This window comes from Pseudomonas sp. TE12508 (assembly GCF_056279485.1).
In genome coordinates this window covers 321914-337533 of the sequence record NZ_JBWCCN010000004.1, presented here as the reverse complement: position 1 = coordinate 337533, position 15620 = coordinate 321914, and the positions used below count along the sequence as shown (strand labels likewise).

At 58.6% G+C, this 15620-nt stretch carries 11 protein-coding genes; 8 read left to right on the top strand and 3 right to left on the bottom strand.

Annotated elements, in window-relative coordinates:
* Positions 1 to 173: 173 nt before the first annotated feature.
* From ACZ9IM_RS07735 to ACZ9IM_RS07725, 3 genes are all read left to right on the top strand, one after another.
* A complete protein-coding gene (locus ACZ9IM_RS07735) occupies positions 174 to 1445 on the top strand; it encodes a YeaH/YhbH family protein (RefSeq protein WP_007904257.1) in 1272 nt (423 codons plus the stop codon).
* Positions 1442 to 3004 (top strand): SpoVR family protein, encoded by a 1563-nt coding sequence (locus tag ACZ9IM_RS07730; protein WP_007904256.1) that lies wholly within the window; start codon positions 1442 to 1444, stop codon positions 3002 to 3004. The genes ACZ9IM_RS07735 and ACZ9IM_RS07730 overlap by 4 nt, the downstream gene beginning before the upstream one ends.
* A 64-nt stretch (positions 3005 to 3068) precedes the next feature.
* Positions 3069 to 4298, top strand: coding sequence for a multifunctional CCA addition/repair protein (locus ACZ9IM_RS07725; protein ID WP_427627057.1), 1230 nt, complete (start codon positions 3069 to 3071; stop codon positions 4296 to 4298).
* 105 nt (positions 4299 to 4403) lie between these two features.
* On the opposite strand, the gene folK is transcribed toward ACZ9IM_RS07725, so the two are convergent.
* Both folK and folB read right to left on the bottom strand, forming a co-directional pair.
* The gene (folK, locus tag ACZ9IM_RS07720; RefSeq protein ID WP_063342356.1) at positions 4404 to 4922 is read right to left on the bottom strand and encodes a 2-amino-4-hydroxy-6-hydroxymethyldihydropteridine diphosphokinase; all 519 of its coding nucleotides are present in this window, start codon (positions 4920 to 4922) and stop codon (positions 4404 to 4406) included.
* Complete coding sequence (gene folB, locus ACZ9IM_RS07715; RefSeq protein ID WP_476223652.1) at positions 4913 to 5269, bottom strand: dihydroneopterin aldolase; 357 nt, start codon at positions 5267 to 5269, stop codon at positions 4913 to 4915. The genes folK and folB overlap by 10 nt, the downstream gene beginning before the upstream one ends.
* A 74-nt stretch (positions 5270 to 5343) precedes the next feature.
* On the opposite strand from folB, the gene plsY reads away from it, so the two are divergent.
* Complete coding sequence (plsY, locus tag ACZ9IM_RS07710) at positions 5344 to 5913, top strand: glycerol-3-phosphate 1-O-acyltransferase PlsY (RefSeq protein ID WP_427627054.1); 570 nt, start codon at positions 5344 to 5346, stop codon at positions 5911 to 5913.
* A 23-nt stretch (positions 5914 to 5936) separates the two neighbouring features.
* On the opposite strand, the gene tsaD is transcribed toward plsY, so the two are convergent.
* Positions 5937 to 6962, bottom strand: coding sequence for a tRNA (adenosine(37)-N6)-threonylcarbamoyltransferase complex transferase subunit TsaD (tsaD, locus tag ACZ9IM_RS07705; protein ID WP_476223651.1), 1026 nt, complete (start codon positions 6960 to 6962; stop codon positions 5937 to 5939).
* A 199-nt stretch (positions 6963 to 7161) separates the two neighbouring features.
* Between tsaD and rpsU the strand changes: the two genes are divergently transcribed.
* The 4 genes from rpsU to ACZ9IM_RS07685 all read left to right on the top strand — a co-directional run bounded on the left by rpsU (position 7162) and on the right by ACZ9IM_RS07685 (position 15616).
* On the top strand, positions 7162 to 7377 hold the full coding sequence (gene rpsU, locus ACZ9IM_RS07700; protein WP_002551877.1) for a 30S ribosomal protein S21: 216 nt from the start codon (positions 7162 to 7164) through the stop codon (positions 7375 to 7377).
* 481 nt (positions 7378 to 7858) lie between these two features.
* Positions 7859 to 9832 (top strand): DNA primase, encoded by a 1974-nt coding sequence (gene dnaG / locus ACZ9IM_RS07695; protein WP_476223650.1) that lies wholly within the window; start codon positions 7859 to 7861, stop codon positions 9830 to 9832.
* Positions 9833 to 9899: 67 nt separating this feature from the next.
* Complete coding sequence (gene rpoD, locus ACZ9IM_RS07690) at positions 9900 to 11747, top strand: RNA polymerase sigma factor RpoD (protein WP_192344798.1); 1848 nt, start codon at positions 9900 to 9902, stop codon at positions 11745 to 11747.
* 122 nt (positions 11748 to 11869) lie between these two features.
* Positions 11870 to 15616 carry a bifunctional diguanylate cyclase/phosphodiesterase gene (locus ACZ9IM_RS07685; RefSeq protein ID WP_427626481.1) on the top strand — a complete coding sequence of 1249 codons (3747 nt, stop codon included), beginning with the start codon at positions 11870 to 11872 and terminating at the stop codon, positions 15614 to 15616.
* Positions 15617 to 15620: the final 4 nt, after the last annotated feature.

Below are 15620 nucleotides of genomic sequence, written 5' to 3'. Positions count from 1 at the left end.
AGCCCGAGGCCTGTTTACGCTTTTTCTGTTACACAGGCCTCTGGAGGTGTCCGAAATGCGGTAGCGAGGTTCAGGCAGCATCAAAGCGCTTGGGGGAGCGTGTACACCCTCCGGCACTGGCCTTATGCTGCGTTAACGCTCGCCCCTTTCAGGACAGCTTCTAAGGAGCAGTCATGAGCTATGTGATCGACCGACGTCTCAATGGCAAGAACAAGAGCACGGTGAACCGCCAGCGGTTTCTGCGGCGCTACCGTGATCACATCAAAAAGGCCGTCGAAGAGGCGGTCAGCCGACGCTCCATTACCGATATGGAACACGGCGAGCAGATCAGCATTCCCGGCCGCGACATCGACGAGCCGGTGCTTCACCACGGTCGTGGCGGCAAGCAAACCATCGTGCATCCCGGCAACAAGGAATTCACCAGCGGCGAGCACATTGCCCGCCCGCCAGGAGGTGGCGGCGGCAGAGGCCCTGGCAAGGCCGGTAACACGGGTGAAGGGATGGACGAGTTCGTCTTCCAGATTACCCAGGAGGAATTCCTCGAATTCATGTTCGAGGACCTTGAACTGCCTAACCTGGTAAAACGCCACCTGACCGGCACCGACACCTTCAAGACCGTACGCGCCGGTATCAGCAACGAGGGCAACCCGTCACGGATCAACATTATCCGCACGCTGCGTTCGGCCCATGCCCGACGCATTGCCTTGTCCGGCAGCAGCCGGGCGAAATTGCGCGAAGTCAAAGAGGAACTGCTGCGACTTAAACGGGAAGAACCGGACAACTTCGGCGATATCCAGGAGCTCGAAGCAGAAATCGAGAAGCTCAGCGCGCGCATTCACCGAGTGCCGTTTCTCGACACCTTCGACCTCAAGTACAACCTGCTGATCAAACAGCCGAACCCCAGCTCCAAAGCCGTAATGTTCTGCTTGATGGACGTGTCCGGCTCCATGACCCAGGCGACCAAGGACATCGCCAAACGCTTCTTCATCCTGCTGTACCTGTTTCTCAAGCGCAACTACGACAAAATCGACGTCGTGTTCATTCGCCACCACACCAGCGCCCGTGAAGTGGATGAGGAGGAGTTTTTCTATTCCCGGGAAACCGGCGGCACGATCGTCTCCAGCGCCCTGAAATTGATGCAAGAGATCATGGCCGAGCGTTATCCGAGCAACGAATGGAATATCTATGCCGCTCAGGCGTCCGACGGCGACAACTGGAACGACGATTCGCCGATCTGCCGCGACATCCTGATCAATCAGATCATGCCGTTCGTGCAGTACTACACTTATGTTGAGATTACCCCGCGCGAACACCAGGCCTTGTGGTTCGAGTACGAACGCATCGCCGAAGCCTTCTCTGACACTTTTGCCCAGCAGCAACTGGTCTCGGCCGGGGATATCTATCCGGTCTTTCGTGAACTCTTCCAGCGCAGGTTAGTGACATGACCGCCAAAGAGCAGAAGCGCCAACCCATTTCCACCGGCTCCGAATGGACATTCGAGCTGATCCAGGCCTACGACCGCGAAATCAGTCGTCTCGCGGCCCGCTACGCGCTGGATACGTATCCCAACCAGATCGAAGTGATCACCGCCGAGCAGATGATGGACGCTTATGCCTCTGTCGGCATGCCCTTGGGTTATCACCATTGGTCCTATGGCAAACACTTCCTCAGCACCGAAAAATCCTACAGTCGCGGCCAGATGGGGCTGGCCTACGAGATTGTGATCAACTCGGACCCCTGCATCGCCTATCTGATGGAAGAAAATACCATCTGCATGCAGGCGCTGGTGGTGGCTCACGCCTGCTATGGCCATAACAGTTTCTTCAAAGGCAACTACCTGTTCCGCACCTGGACCGACGCCAGCTCGATCATCGATTACCTGGTGTTTGCCAAGCAGTACATCATGCAGTGCGAAGAACGCCACGGCATCGACGCGGTAGAGGATTTGCTCGACTCCTGCCATGCGCTGATGAATTACGGGGTCGACCGGTACAAACGCCCGTATCCGATTTCCGCCGAAGAAGAACGCCGTCGGCAGAAGGATCGGGAAGAGCATCTGCAGAAGCAGATCAACGATTTGTGGCGGACCATTCCAAAAGGCGCGGACAAGTACAGCGACAAGGACAATGCACGCTTCCCCGCCGAACCTCAGGAAAACATCCTGTATTTCATCGAAAAACATGCGCCGTTGCTGGAGCCCTGGCAACGCGAAATCGTGCGGATCGTACGCAAGATCGCCCAGTATTTTTATCCACAGCGCCAGACCCAGGTGATGAACGAAGGCTGGGCCACGTTCTGGCACTACACCTTGATGAACGACTTGTATGACGAAGGCCTCGTCACCGATGGCTTCATGATGGAGTTTCTGACCTCCCATACCAGCGTGGTCTTCCAGCCCGGTTTCGACAGCCCCTATTACAGCGGAATCAACCCCTACACCCTGGGTTTTGCCATGTATCGTGATATCCGCCGGATATGCGAACACCCCACCGAAGAGGACTATCGCTGGTTTCCGGAAATCGCCGGAACCGACTGGTTGTCCAGTATCAAATTTGCCATGAGCAGCTTCAAGGACGAGAGTTTCATCCTGCAGTACCTGTCACCCAAAGTGATCCGTGACCTCAAGCTGTTCAGCATCCTCGATGACGATCAGAAGGACGATCTGCTGGTTCCGGCGATACACGACGAAGACGGCTATCGAACCATTCGTGAAACCCTGGCGGCGCAATACAACCTGGGCAATCGCGAACCCAACATACAGATCTACAGCATCGACCGACGTGGCGACCGCTCCCTGACCTTGCGCCACCAACAACACGACCGCAAACCGCTGGGCGATTCCACTGATGAAGTGCTCAAGCACCTGCACCGCCTCTGGGGCTTCGACATCCACCTGGAAACCCTGCAAGGGGATCAGGTGATGAAAACCCACCATGTTCCGCCCAGAAGCGAGCATGGCGAGGGGGATTACGGCCGGCTGGACTTGGCAGTCATTCATCTTTGATCCTGTTTTCTGCCTCCGGAAGTTCGACGCAAAGGTTATTCTGTCGGGCTAACGGAGGTTTTTTATGCAGATTTATAAAGTCGGCGGTGCGGTCCGCGATCGCCTGCTGGGCAAACCTGTCACCGATATCGACTGGGTCGTTGTAGGCGCCACCACCGAAGAAATGCTCGCCAAGGGCTTTCGTCCGGTGGGCGCGGACTTCCCGGTGTTTCTTCACCCCAAAAGCGGTGAGGAATACGCCCTCGCCCGCACCGAACGCAAAAATGGACGCGGCTACGGCGGCTTCATCTTCCACGCCAGCCCCGACGTCACCCTCGAAGAAGATCTGATTCGTCGCGACCTGACGATCAACGCCATGGCCGAGGACGATCAACAGAACCTGACCGACCCTTACCACGGTCAACAGGACCTCGTGGCTCGCTTGCTGCGTCACGTTTCCCCCGCGTTCGCCGAAGATCCTCTCCGAGTTCTACGCGTTGCTCGCTTTGCCGCGCGTTATGCGGAACTGGGTTTCACCGTCGCCCCCGAGACATTGGAGCTGATGCGTCAACTCAGCGAATCCGGTGAATTGGAGGCGTTGACGCCCGAACGCAGTTGGAAAGAAATCGCCCGCGCGCTGATGGAAGACCAACCCCAAGTCTTCATCGAGGTGTTGCGCGAGTGCGGCGCGCTCAAGGTACTGATGCCGGAAGTCGACGCGCTGTTCGGTGTACCGCAACCCGAAGCCCATCACCCGGAAATCGATACGGGCGTGCATACCCTGAGCGTGCTGGAGCAAGCGGCGCTGCACAAACAACCGCTGACCGTACGCTGGGCCTGCTTGCTGCATGACTTGGGCAAAGGTTTGACGCCCGAGGAAGAATGGCCCCGCCACATAGCCCACGAGCACAAAGGCCTGAAGCTGATCAAAGCGGTCAATGAGCGCTTCAAGGCACCGAAAGACTGTCAGGAGCTGGCACTGCTAGTGGGCAAGTATCACACCCATGGCCATCGTGCTCTGGAGCTGAAACCGTCGACCTTGCTGGAGTTGCTGCAGAGTTTCGACGTCTATCGTCGACCTCAGCGCTTTGAAGAATTTATCGCGGCGTGCGAGATGGACGCTCGAGGGCGTAAAGGCCTGGAGCAGAGAAGTTATCCACAGGCGGATTATTTACGGGGCGCGGCAACTGCAGCGCGAAGTGTTGCCGTTCAGCCGTTGCTGGAGAAGGGATTCAAGGGACCGGAATTGGGCGAGGCGATCAAGGGCGAGCGGCTCAAGACGTTGAAGGCTTACAAAGCGGCGGCGCCTGCTTGAAAAGCATCGCGGGCAAGCCCGCTCCCACAGGTGCGAGTCGTTTGTCGATTATGTAAACGACGCTAACTTGTGGGAGCGGGCTTGCCCGCGATGGCGTCATCCGCCTCACAACAAATTCAAAGGAGTCAGCTGCTCGCCGCGCCACTCAAAAGCCACCGGTGCTAACACCTGATCGATCTGCGCCTCATCCCACAGGGTTGCAAAGCTCTTGCCTACGCCCGGATGCACTCTATCCGGCGCAATCAGCGACAACGGCCACAGCACGAAGGCATTTTTCAGAATCTCTGCCCGCGGCAAGATCAAGCCATCGAAATTGCCCACCAGATCGCCGAAGAGCAGCACGTCGATATCCAGCGGCAAGCCCTTGCGGTCCGGCGCGTAACGGCCGTTATCCGCCTCGATGAATTTCAACCGTCGATCCAGCTCCATCAGCGGCAGATCGGTGAAGGCCGAGACCACAAAGTTGAAAAACGGCCCGCTCTTGATCCCCACCGGCTGGCTTTCGAATACCGCCGAGCAGCGCATATCCACCAGGAAACCCGCCAGGGCGTCCAGGCCTGCCTGCAAATGGGCTTCGCGCTCGATGTTGCTACCGAGCCCGAGATACACCTGAGTCAGCGACATCCGCGCTCGATCTCCACGCCAACACCACCCGTGGCAGCCGGAATGGCACCTGGCTTGGTCAGCTTGAGGCGCATCCAGGTGATATTGAATTCGCTCATCAGCACTTGCGCCAGGCGCTCGGCAAAGGTCTCCACCAGCTGAAACTGCGCCTGCTCGGCAAACGCCTGAATGCGCGACGAAACGCTCGCGTAGTCGAGCGCCAGGGTCAAGTCATCACCGGCGGCGGCCGGACGATTGTCCCAGGCGAAGCTCAGATCAAGTCGAAGACACTGTCGGATGCCTCGTTCCCAGTCGTAGGCACCGATCACGGTGTCGACTTCCAGGCCCTCGATAAACACTCTGTCCAAGCACTTCTCTCCACTGCACGACAAGGGCGCAATGCGCCGTTAGAATCAGGGCGTCCTCGCCCGGAATAGTTAGCATGTTTTGGTTACTGGCGATCCTCGCCTACCTGCTCGGCTCTCTGTCCTTCGCCATTTTGCTCAGCCGCCTGACCGGTAACCCCGATCCGCGAATGAGTGGCTCGGGCAATGCCGGCGCCACCAATATGTTGCGTCTGGCCGGCAAAAAACTCGCCATTCTGACCTTGCTCGGCGACCTGAACAAAGGTCTGCTGCCCGTATTGATCGCAGGTGCAGTGGGCCTTTCACTACAAGAACAGGCCTGGATCGGCGTCTGCGCCGTTATCGGTCACCTGTTTCCGCTGTACTTCCGCTTTCGCGGTGGCAAGGGTGTCGCCACCGCGGCTGGCATGCTGCTAGGGCTCTACCCGCCCGCCGCGCTGCTGGCGGTCTGCGCCTGGCTGCTGACGTTCTACCTGACCCGCACCAGCTCACTCGCAGCCCTGATTGCCACACCATTGACCCTGCCACTGCTCGCCTGGCAAGAACCAGCGGCATTACTGCCCATGAGCGCGCTCACAGGCCTGATCGTCTGGCGTCATCGCGGCAATCTACGCGACCTGTTTGCCGGGCGCGAACGGCATTTTTAAATACCGCACGTGAGCGCCGCTCATCACAGCGCCGACAATTGCTCCATCGGCCAGCGCGCCTGCACGCTGATCGCCAGGCTTTCATGCTGGCCGGCCTGCAAGCGCTGGCAACCGGCAAACGCAATCATCGCGCCATTATCGGTGCAGAACTCCGGACGGGCATAAAACACATCGCCCTTCATGTCGCCGAGCATTTTTTCCAGTGAAACCCGCAGTGCTTTGTTGGCGCTGACGCCCCCTGCGATCACCAGACGCTTGAGACCCGCCTGTTTCAGGGCACGCTTGCACTTGATGGTCAAAGTCTCCACCACGGCCTGCTGGAACGCCAGCGAGATGTCGCAACGGGCTTGCTCGCTGTCGTCCCCGGCGCTGACGCTCTGCTGCCAGGTGTTCAGGGCGAAAGTTTTCAGGCCGCTGAAGCTGAAAGCCAAGCCTGGACGATCACACATCGGACGCGGAAAAGTGAAACGTCCTTCAACGCCCTGCTCCGCCAGACGCGCGATCTCCGGGCCGCCCGGATAATTCAGGCCCATCATCTTCGCGGTCTTGTCGAACGCTTCGCCGGCCGCATCGTCGAGGGTCTCGCCCAAGAGCGTGTATTGGCCGATCCCATCGACCTGAACCAGCTGCGTATGACCACCCGACACCAACAAAGCGACGAACGGGAACTCCGGTGGTTGCGGCTCCAGCATCGGCGCCAGCAAGTGACCTTCCATGTGATGCACGCCCAAGGCCGGAATGCCCCAGGCAAAGGCCAGCGCCTGGGCGCAGGAAGCCCCCACCAGCAAGGCTCCGACCAGGCCAGGACCCGCGGTATAAGCGATGGCGTCGATCTCGGTCGGCACACAGCCGGCCTCGGCCAGAACCTGACGAATCAAGGGCAGCATGCGTTTGACGTGATCACGCGACGCCAGCTCCGGCACCACGCCACCATAGGCACGATGCAGATCGATCTGACTGAACAGCGCGTCGGCCAACAACCCGCGTTCACTGTCGTAAAGTGCGACACCGGTTTCGTCGCAAGAGGTTTCTAATCCCAGTACTAGCATGGGTTTGCGCCTTGTAGAGGCTGAATTCGAAGGCGCGCATAATAGTCGTCGCGTGATGCCCCGACCAGCGGTTTTCGATCAGAGGCTTTGCATTCCGAGCGATGAGGGGTTAACATCCGCAACCCTTAAAAACCGACGTCTTCAAGTGCTCTTTTGCCGCGAGGATGTTGACCCCGGTAATGAATGAAGGTAGCTCTGGATGCCAGCCGTCAAAGTAAAAGAGAACGAACCCTTCGACGTAGCTCTGCGTCGTTTCAAGCGCTCCTGCGAAAAAGCCGGTGTACTGGCTGAAGTTCGTAGCCGCGAATTTTACGAGAAGCCAACTTCTGAGCGTAAGCGTAAAGCAGCAGCCGCTGTTAAGCGTCACGCCAAGAAAGTTCAGCGCGAACAGCGCCGCGCCGTTCGTCTGTACTAATACACAGACGATCGTAGCAAGCTTCTGCCAAGCCCGGCCCCAAGCCGGGCTAATGGCATTTGCGGACAACGCTTGATGCTTCACCGTCAAAGCCGCAGACGCGACCGAGACAAATCTGCTTCACAGCGTCAGACCTGGCTCTTTTGCCAGCGGTGCACGTCTTTTCTGACGAGCCTTCCAAGGCTACTGACGAGCACACCCACTGATTCCTCTCACGACGATCAGCCCAAGGCACCTTCTTGCGTGCCCGCTTATGAGCTATCCGAGGCCAACGACTGGCCGTCGCCGGATTCAGCGAAACACTTTCAAATAGTCGAATACTGATTGGTATTAACGTCAGTGGATTTTCGGCAGATACACTTCCCGACAGCGATACGCAGACGACACAGGTCGAGCCGCACACCCTGCGTGCCTCGAACAACGACCCGCGTTTGGCCGCCCTTCGTTTTGGGTCCATTTCAGCGCAGATGACGAGAACGCCATGGCCGGGCTAATTCCCCAGAGCTTCATTGACGACCTTCTGAACCGCACCGACATCGTCGACGTGGTCAGCTCGCGCCTGCAAATGAAAAAAGCCGGCAAGAACTACACTGCCTGCTGCCCGTTTCACAAAGAGAAAACCCCCTCCTTCAGCGTCAGCCCCGACAAACAGTTCTATTACTGTTTCGGCTGCGGCGCTGGCGGTAACGCCCTCGGCTTCATGATGGACCACGACAATCTGGATTTCGTCCAGGCTGTCGAAGAACTGGCCAAAGCCGCCGGCATGGAAATTCCCCGCGAAGAAAGCGGTCGGGCGCACAAACCGCGCCAGCCTACTGATTCGCCGCTGTATCCGCTACTCACCGCCGCCGCCGACTTTTATCGTCAAGCCCTGAAAAGCCATCCGTCGCGCAAAGCCGCCGTGGATTATTTGAAGGGTCGTGGACTAACGGGTGAAATCGCCCGGGACTTCGGTCTCGGTTTTGCCCCGCCTGGCTGGGACAATCTGTACAAGCACTTGAGCAGCGATACCCTGCAGCAAAAAGCCATGATCGATGCCGGCCTGTTGATCGAGAACGCCGAAACCGGCAAGCGCTATGACCGCTTCCGCGATCGCGTGATGTTCCCGATCCGCGACAGTCGCGGGCGCATCATTGCCTTTGGCGGCCGGGTACTGGGCGACGACAAGCCGAAATACCTGAATTCACCTGAAACTCCGGTTTTCCATAAGGGCCAGGAACTCTACGGCCTTTATGAAGCACGCAAGAACAATCGCAACCTCGACGAAATCATCGTCGTCGAAGGCTACATGGACGTCATCGCCCTCGCCCAGCAAGGCCTGCGCAATGCCGTCGCAACACTGGGCACCGCCACCAGCGAAGAACACATGAAGCGCCTGTTTCGCGTCGTGCCCAGCGTGCTGTTCTGCTTTGATGGCGACCAGGCGGGCCGAAATGCCGCCTGGCGGGCACTGGAGGCAACCCTGCCATGCCTGCAAGACGGACGTCGGGCGCGCTTTCTGTTCCTGCCTGAAGGCGAAGATCCGGATACCCTGGTTCGCTCCGAGGGCACTGACGCCTTCCGCGCACGGATCAATCAGCACGCCCAGCCGTTGGCCGATTACTTTTTTCAACAGCTGACCGAGGAATCGGACCCGCGCTCCCTCGAAGGCAAGGCCCATATGGCCACCCTCGCCGCGCCGCTGATCGACAAAGTCCCGGGCGCCAACCTGCGCATCTTGATGCGCCAGCGCCTGAGCGAAATTACCGGGCTTAGTGGTGAAGCCGTGAGCCAACTGGTGCAAAGCACGCCTCAGCCTCAGGAAGCGCCACCCGCTTACGATCCAGGCATCGATTACGACGCCATGCCGGATTACAGCGACTACCATCAGCCGCAGGCACAAGAGATGTACGCGCCGCAGCAGGAGTGGACGCCGAAGAAGCCTGGCGCAGGCGGCAAAAAATGGGACAAGAAGCCGTGGGACAAGAATGGCAAACGCGGCGGTGATCGCGATCAACCGCGCGCGCCACGGATTCCGGCCGCTGTAGAGCCGCCTACCCTGGCCGCCTTGCGCACGCTGCTGCATCATCCGCAACTGGCTGAGAAAGTCGAGGATGCCGGGCACTTCGCTGCCGAGGACCATACCAACACGCAACTGCTGGTCGCCCTGCTCGAAGCCGTACAGAAGAATCCCAAGCTAAACTCATTTCAACTGATTGCGCGCTGGCACGGCACCGAACAAGGCCGACTGCTCAAAGCGCTGGCAGAAAAGGAATGGCTGATTGATGGAGATAACCTTGAACAACAGTTTTTCGACACCATTACTAGCTTGTCAGCCCGCCAACGCGAGCGAAACCTGGAACAACTTCTTCGAAAAGCACGTCAAAGTGAATTGAGTGCCGAAGAGAAAAATCAACTGCGCGACCTTTTAAGTCGCAATGTTTCCGCATCAAGCCCGACCTCAACTGGCGCGTGAGGTCATAGCTCAGGTATAATCCTCGGCTTGTTTTTTGCCCGCCAAGACCTTCAGTGGATAGGGTGTTATGTCCGGAAAAGCGCAACAGCAGTCTCGTATCAAAGAGTTGATCACACTTGGTCGTGAGCAGGGCTACCTGACTTACGCGGAGGTCAACGACCACCTGCCGGAGGATATTTCAGATCCGGAACAGGTGGAAGACATCATCCGCATGATTAATGACATGGGGATCAACGTATTCGAGGTTGCGCCAGATAAGGATTCCCTTATGCTGGCCGACGCCGATACCGACGAAGCCGCGGCCGAAGAGGCAGCAGCAGCGTTGGCAGCGGTCGAGACCGACATTGGTCGCACCACCGACCCAGTGCGCATGTACATGCGTGAAATGGGTACGGTAGAGCTCCTCACACGTGAAGGCGAAATCGAAATCGCCAAGCGTATTGAAGAGGGCATCCGCGAAGTGATGGGCGCAATCGCGCACTTCCCTGGCACGGTTGACCATATTCTCTCCGAGTACACTCGCGTCACCACCGAAGGTGGCCGCCTGTCCGACGTCCTGAGCGGTTATATCGACCCGGACGACGGCATTGCGCCGCCTGCAGCCGAAGTGCCACCGCCTGTCGACCCGAAAGCCGTGAAAGCGGACGACGACACCGACGACGATGACGCCGAAGCGAGCGATGACGAAGAAGAAGCCGAAAGCGGTCCGGATCCGGTCATCGCCGCACAGCGCTTTGGCGCTGTCGCCGATCAGATGGAAATCACCCGCAAGGCCCTGAAAAAGCACGGTCGTGGCAACAAGCTGGCAATTGCCGAGCTGGTAGTCCTGGCTGAGCTGTTCATGCCAATCAAACTGGTGCCGAAGCAATTCGAAGGCCTGGTTGAGCGTGTTCGCAGCGCCCTGGATCGTCTGCGTCAGCAAGAGCGCGCGATCATGCAACTGTGCGTTCGTGATGCCCGTATGCCGCGTGCCGACTTCCTGCGCCAGTTCCCGGGCAATGAAGTCGACGAAAGCTGGACCGATGCACTGGCCAAAGGCAAAAGCAAATACGCAGAAGCCATTGGTCGCCTGCAACCGGACATCATTCGTTGCCAGCAGAAGCTGACCGCGCTGGAAACCGAAACCGGTTTGACGATCGCCGAGATCAAGGACATCAACCGTCGCATGTCGATCGGTGAGGCCAAGGCCCGCCGCGCGAAGAAAGAGATGGTCGAAGCGAACTTGCGTCTGGTGATCTCCATCGCCAAGAAGTACACCAACCGTGGCCTGCAATTCCTCGATCTGATCCAGGAAGGCAACATCGGTCTGATGAAAGCGGTAGACAAGTTCGAATACCGCCGCGGCTACAAATTCTCGACTTATGCCACCTGGTGGATCCGTCAGGCGATCACTCGCTCGATCGCCGACCAGGCCCGCACCATCCGTATTCCGGTGCACATGATCGAGACGATCAACAAGCTCAACCGTATTTCCCGGCAGATGCTGCAGGAAATGGGTCGCGAACCGACCCCGGAAGAGCTGGGCGAACGCATGGAAATGCCTGAGGACAAGATCCGCAAGGTATTGAAGATCGCTAAAGAGCCGATCTCCATGGAAACCCCGATCGGTGATGACGAAGATTCTCATCTGGGTGACTTCATCGAAGACTCGACCATGCAGTCGCCAATCGATGTCGCCACTGTTGAGAGCCTTAAAGAAGCGACTCGCGAAGTCCTGTCCGGCCTCACTGCCCGTGAAGCCAAGGTTCTGCGCATGCGCTTCGGTATCGACATGAATACCGACCACACCCTTGAAGAGGTTGGTAAGCAGTTCGACGTGACCCGTGAACGGATTCGTCAGATCGAAGCCAAGGCGCTGCGCAAGCTGCGCCACCCGACGAGAAGCGAGCATTTGCGCTCCTTCCTCGACGAGTGATCACAGAACCCCCGGCCCAGGCCGGGGGTTTTGCTTTATGCAGATTAAATGCCCCGTACATCCCCCCCGCCGCATAGCCCGTCTACACTCGAAGCATTCCCCCAAGCCGTAACGAGACCGTTATGCCCAGATGGCCGACCGTGTTTTTTTTGCTGTCGCTGATGACCTGGACCGCAACGGCTGGCGCGTTGACTCTGACCGACGAAGAACGTAGCTGGCTAACGGCTCACCCGGAATTGCGCCTGGGCGTGGACGCGTCCTGGCCGCCGTTTGAGTTTCGCGACGAGCACGGGCGTTATCAGGGCTTGGCAGCGGACTACATCAACGTCATCCGTCAACGGCTGGCCATCAAACTCACGCCCATCGAGCCGGTCAGCTGGACTGAAGTCTTGCAGCAGGCCAAACAAGGCAAGCTAGACATCTTGCCGGGCATTATGTCGACTCCCGAGCGTCAGACGTATCTGTCGTTCACCCGCCCCTATCTCGACTTTCCGATTGTCATTCTGGCTCACGTCGGAGGCCCCCAACCGCGCAAACTCGAAGACCTCTACGGGCTGAAGATCGCCGTGGTGGAAAACTACGCCCCCCATGAACTATTGCGCACCCGCCATCCCGACCTGAATCTGGTGGCGATGCCCAACGTCAGCTCGGCGCTGCAAGCGCTCGCCACCGACGCCGTGGACGCCGTAGTAGGCGATCTCGCCTCCAGTGTCTGGAGCCTGCGCCAGCTCAAGCTCGACGGACTTTACGTCAGCGGTGAAACGCCCTATCGCTACCAATTGGCGATGGCCGTGCCACCGAACAACAAACTGTTGGTCAGCATCCTGGACAAAGTCCTGGCAGACATGACCCCAAGTGAAATCAGTGCGATCCAGGAACATTGGGTCGGTAACGTCCTGGACCATCGAACCATCTGGCTCGACGTGCTGATTTACGGCCTGCCTGGATTACTGTTTCTGATGATCGTGCTGGCAGTGGTTATCCGGATCAACCGCCGACTCAGTTCGGAAATTGCCCGACGGGTCGCTCTGGAACAGGAGCTGCGCAGCAGCGAATACCATTATCGCGGGCTGGTAGAGAGTCTTTCGGCCATCGCCTGGGAAGCCCGGATCAGCGATTACACCTACAGCTACGTGTCACCTCATGCTGAGGAGCTCCTTGGTTACCCATTGCCCCACTGGCTGATTCCAGGCTTCTGGCGCAACATCATCCACCCGGCGGATCTGACCCGGGCCCAAACCTTCTGCGACCGTGAAGTGGCAGCCGGGCGCGATCACAGCGTCGATTACCGGGTCATCACCGCCGACGGCCGCTGCCTGTGGGTCCGCGATATCGTCAGCCTGATCGAGCACGCCCATGAACCGGTACTGCGCGGGCTGATGATCGACATCAGCGAAGCCAAGCGCACCGAAGAGGCGTTGCGCCTGTCGGAACAGAAGTTCGCTTCAGTGTTCCAGCAATGCCCGGATATTCTGGTGATCGCGCGGCTTTCCGACGGTTGTCTGCTGGAAGTCAATGAAGCGTTCGAGGAACAGATCGGCCTCAAGGCCGAAGACGTCATAGGCCAGACCGCCACCGACCTGAACATCTGGGGCGTACCCGGCGTGGGGCCAGGTTTGTTGCAGCGTTTGCAGGCCGGCAGCATCCGCAACCTGGAGATGCCCTTTCGCCGCAGCAATGGCCAGGTGTTTACCGGCCTGATTTCCGCCGAGCCTTTCGATCTCGATACGACCCCGGCCCTGGTGGTCGTCGTGCGGGACATCAGTCAGCTCAAAGAAACCCAGCAACAACTGCAAACCTCCGAAGAAAAATTCGCCAAGGCCTTTCATGCCTCCCCCGATGGCTTGCTGCTGTCCCGGCAGAGCGACGGTTTGCTGTTGGAAGTCAACGAAGGCTTCAGCCGTATTACCGGTTTCAACAGCGCGATGTCCGTGGATCGGTCGGCCCTGGACCTGGGGATCTGGGTCAATCTCAACGAACGCAAGCAGATGCTCGAGTTGCTGCACCGGGATGGTTTCGTGCGCGACTTCAGTTGCCACATCCGTCGCAAAGACGGGCAGATCCGGCTCTGTGAGGTTTCAAGCCGGCCGTTGCCCATCGGCGATGAAGACTGCATGTTGACCATTGCCCGGGACATTACCGAGCGGCATCTGATGCAGGAGAAACTGCAGCAGGCCGCCACGGTGTTCGAGAGCACTGCCGAGGGTGTATTGATCACCGACACCCAGCAGCACATCAGTGCAGTCAATCGTGCGTTCACCGAAATTACCGGCTACAGCGAGAGCGAAGCTCTGGGCCATACTCCTCGCCTGCTCGCCTCGGGCCTGCATGACAGCGCATTTTATGCGGCGATGTGGCATCAGTTGACCGCCGACGGTCATTGGCAGGGCGAGATTTCCAACCGGCGCAAGAATGGCGAGCTTTACCCGAGCTGGCTGACCATCAGTGCAGTGCGCAACCGGGAAAAATTCATAACCCACTTTGTTGCGGTGTTCGCGGACATTTCCAGCCTCAAGCACGCTCAGGCCAAACTCGACTACCAGGCGCACCACGACCCGCTGACCGGCCTGCCAAACCGCACATTGTTCGAGAGTCGGCTGCTGACCGCACTGAACAGCCAGCAGGAAAACGGCGGCCAAGGCGCAGTGCTGTTCCTCGACCTGGACCGCTTCAAGCACATCAACGACAGCCTCGGCCACCCGGTCGGCGACCTGTTGCTCAAAGGCATCGCCGTGCGCCTCAAGGAGCAGCTACGCGATATCGATACCGTGGCACGGCTCGGTGGCGACGAATTCATCATCCTGCTCCCGGGCCTGCAACAGTCCAGCGATGCCGACAACATAGCCACCAAGCTGTTGAACTGCTTCGCCGCCCCTTTCCAGGCCGGTGAACACGAGTTTTTCATCAGCGCCAGCATCGGCACCAGCCTGTATCCCAAGGACGGCTGCGACGTCGCCACGCTGGTCAAGAACGCCGATGCCGCGATGTATCGCTCCAAGGCCAAGGGTCGTAACCGGGTTGAAAGCTACACCCGCGACCTCACCGCCCAAGCCAGTGAGCGCGTGGCGCTAGAACATGAACTGCGGCGCGCCATCGAGCGCAATGAGCTGTTTTTGTACTACCAGCCCAAAATCAGTCTGAATGACCATCGAGTGGTGGGTGCCGAAGCGCTGATCCGCTGGCATCACCCCACCTTTGGCGATGTACCTCCCGAGCACTTCATTCCCCTGGCTGAAGAAAACGGCATGATCCTGCAAATCGGAGATTGGGTACTTGAGACCGCCTGCCGACAGATGTACGAGTGGAATCAGGTCTATGAGTGCCTGGGCCCACTCTCAGTCAACCTCGCAGGCGCGCAACTGCGCCAGCCGAACCTGCTCGGCCGGATCGAGCAATTGCTCAAAGACAACCACCTCAATCCCGGCTTCCTGCAACTGGAAATCACTGAAAACTTCATCATGAGCCAGGCCGAAGAAGCGCTGGCGGTGCTGCATCAACTCAAACGCCTGGGTGTGCAACTGGCGATCGATGATTTCGGTACTGGCTATTCGTCCCTGAGCTACCTCAAACGCCTGCCGCTGGACATCCTCAAGATCGACCAATCCTTCGTCCGCGGCCTGCCGGACGACCCACACGACGCGGCCATTGTTCGCGCAATCATCGCCCTGGGCCGCAGCATGCAATTCACCGTCATCGCCGAGGGCGTCGAAACCCAGGCGCAGCAGCAATTTCTCACCGCCGAAGGCTGCGAACAGATCCAGGGTTACATCGTCAGCCTGCCACTTCCCCCCGACGAATTCGCCGCGACGTTTCTTCGTACAGCCATATTGGATTTTTCGGATAGCACAGCCGAGAAACCATCGCTATAATCCG

Coding starts and splice junctions, on each gene's coding strand:
- folK (WP_063342356.1), bottom strand. CDS start 4,922: ATGTCGCTGACTCAGGTGTATCTCGGGCTCGGTAGCAACATCGAGCGC.
- ACZ9IM_RS07735 (WP_007904257.1), top strand. CDS start 174: ATGAGCTATGTGATCGACCGACGTCTCAATGGCAAGAACAAGAGCACG.
- ACZ9IM_RS07730 (WP_007904256.1), top strand. CDS start 1,442: ATGACCGCCAAAGAGCAGAAGCGCCAACCCATTTCCACCGGCTCCGAA.
- dnaG (WP_476223650.1), top strand. CDS start 7,859: ATGGCCGGGCTAATTCCCCAGAGCTTCATTGACGACCTTCTGAACCGC.
- rpsU (WP_002551877.1), top strand. CDS start 7,162: ATGCCAGCCGTCAAAGTAAAAGAGAACGAACCCTTCGACGTAGCTCTG.
- ACZ9IM_RS07725 (WP_427627057.1), top strand. CDS start 3,069: ATGCAGATTTATAAAGTCGGCGGTGCGGTCCGCGATCGCCTGCTGGGC.
- ACZ9IM_RS07685 (WP_427626481.1), top strand. CDS start 11,870: ATGCCCAGATGGCCGACCGTGTTTTTTTTGCTGTCGCTGATGACCTGG.
- plsY (WP_427627054.1), top strand. CDS start 5,344: ATGTTTTGGTTACTGGCGATCCTCGCCTACCTGCTCGGCTCTCTGTCC.
- rpoD (WP_192344798.1), top strand. CDS start 9,900: ATGTCCGGAAAAGCGCAACAGCAGTCTCGTATCAAAGAGTTGATCACA.
- tsaD (WP_476223651.1), bottom strand. CDS start 6,962: ATGCTAGTACTGGGATTAGAAACCTCTTGCGACGAAACCGGTGTCGCA.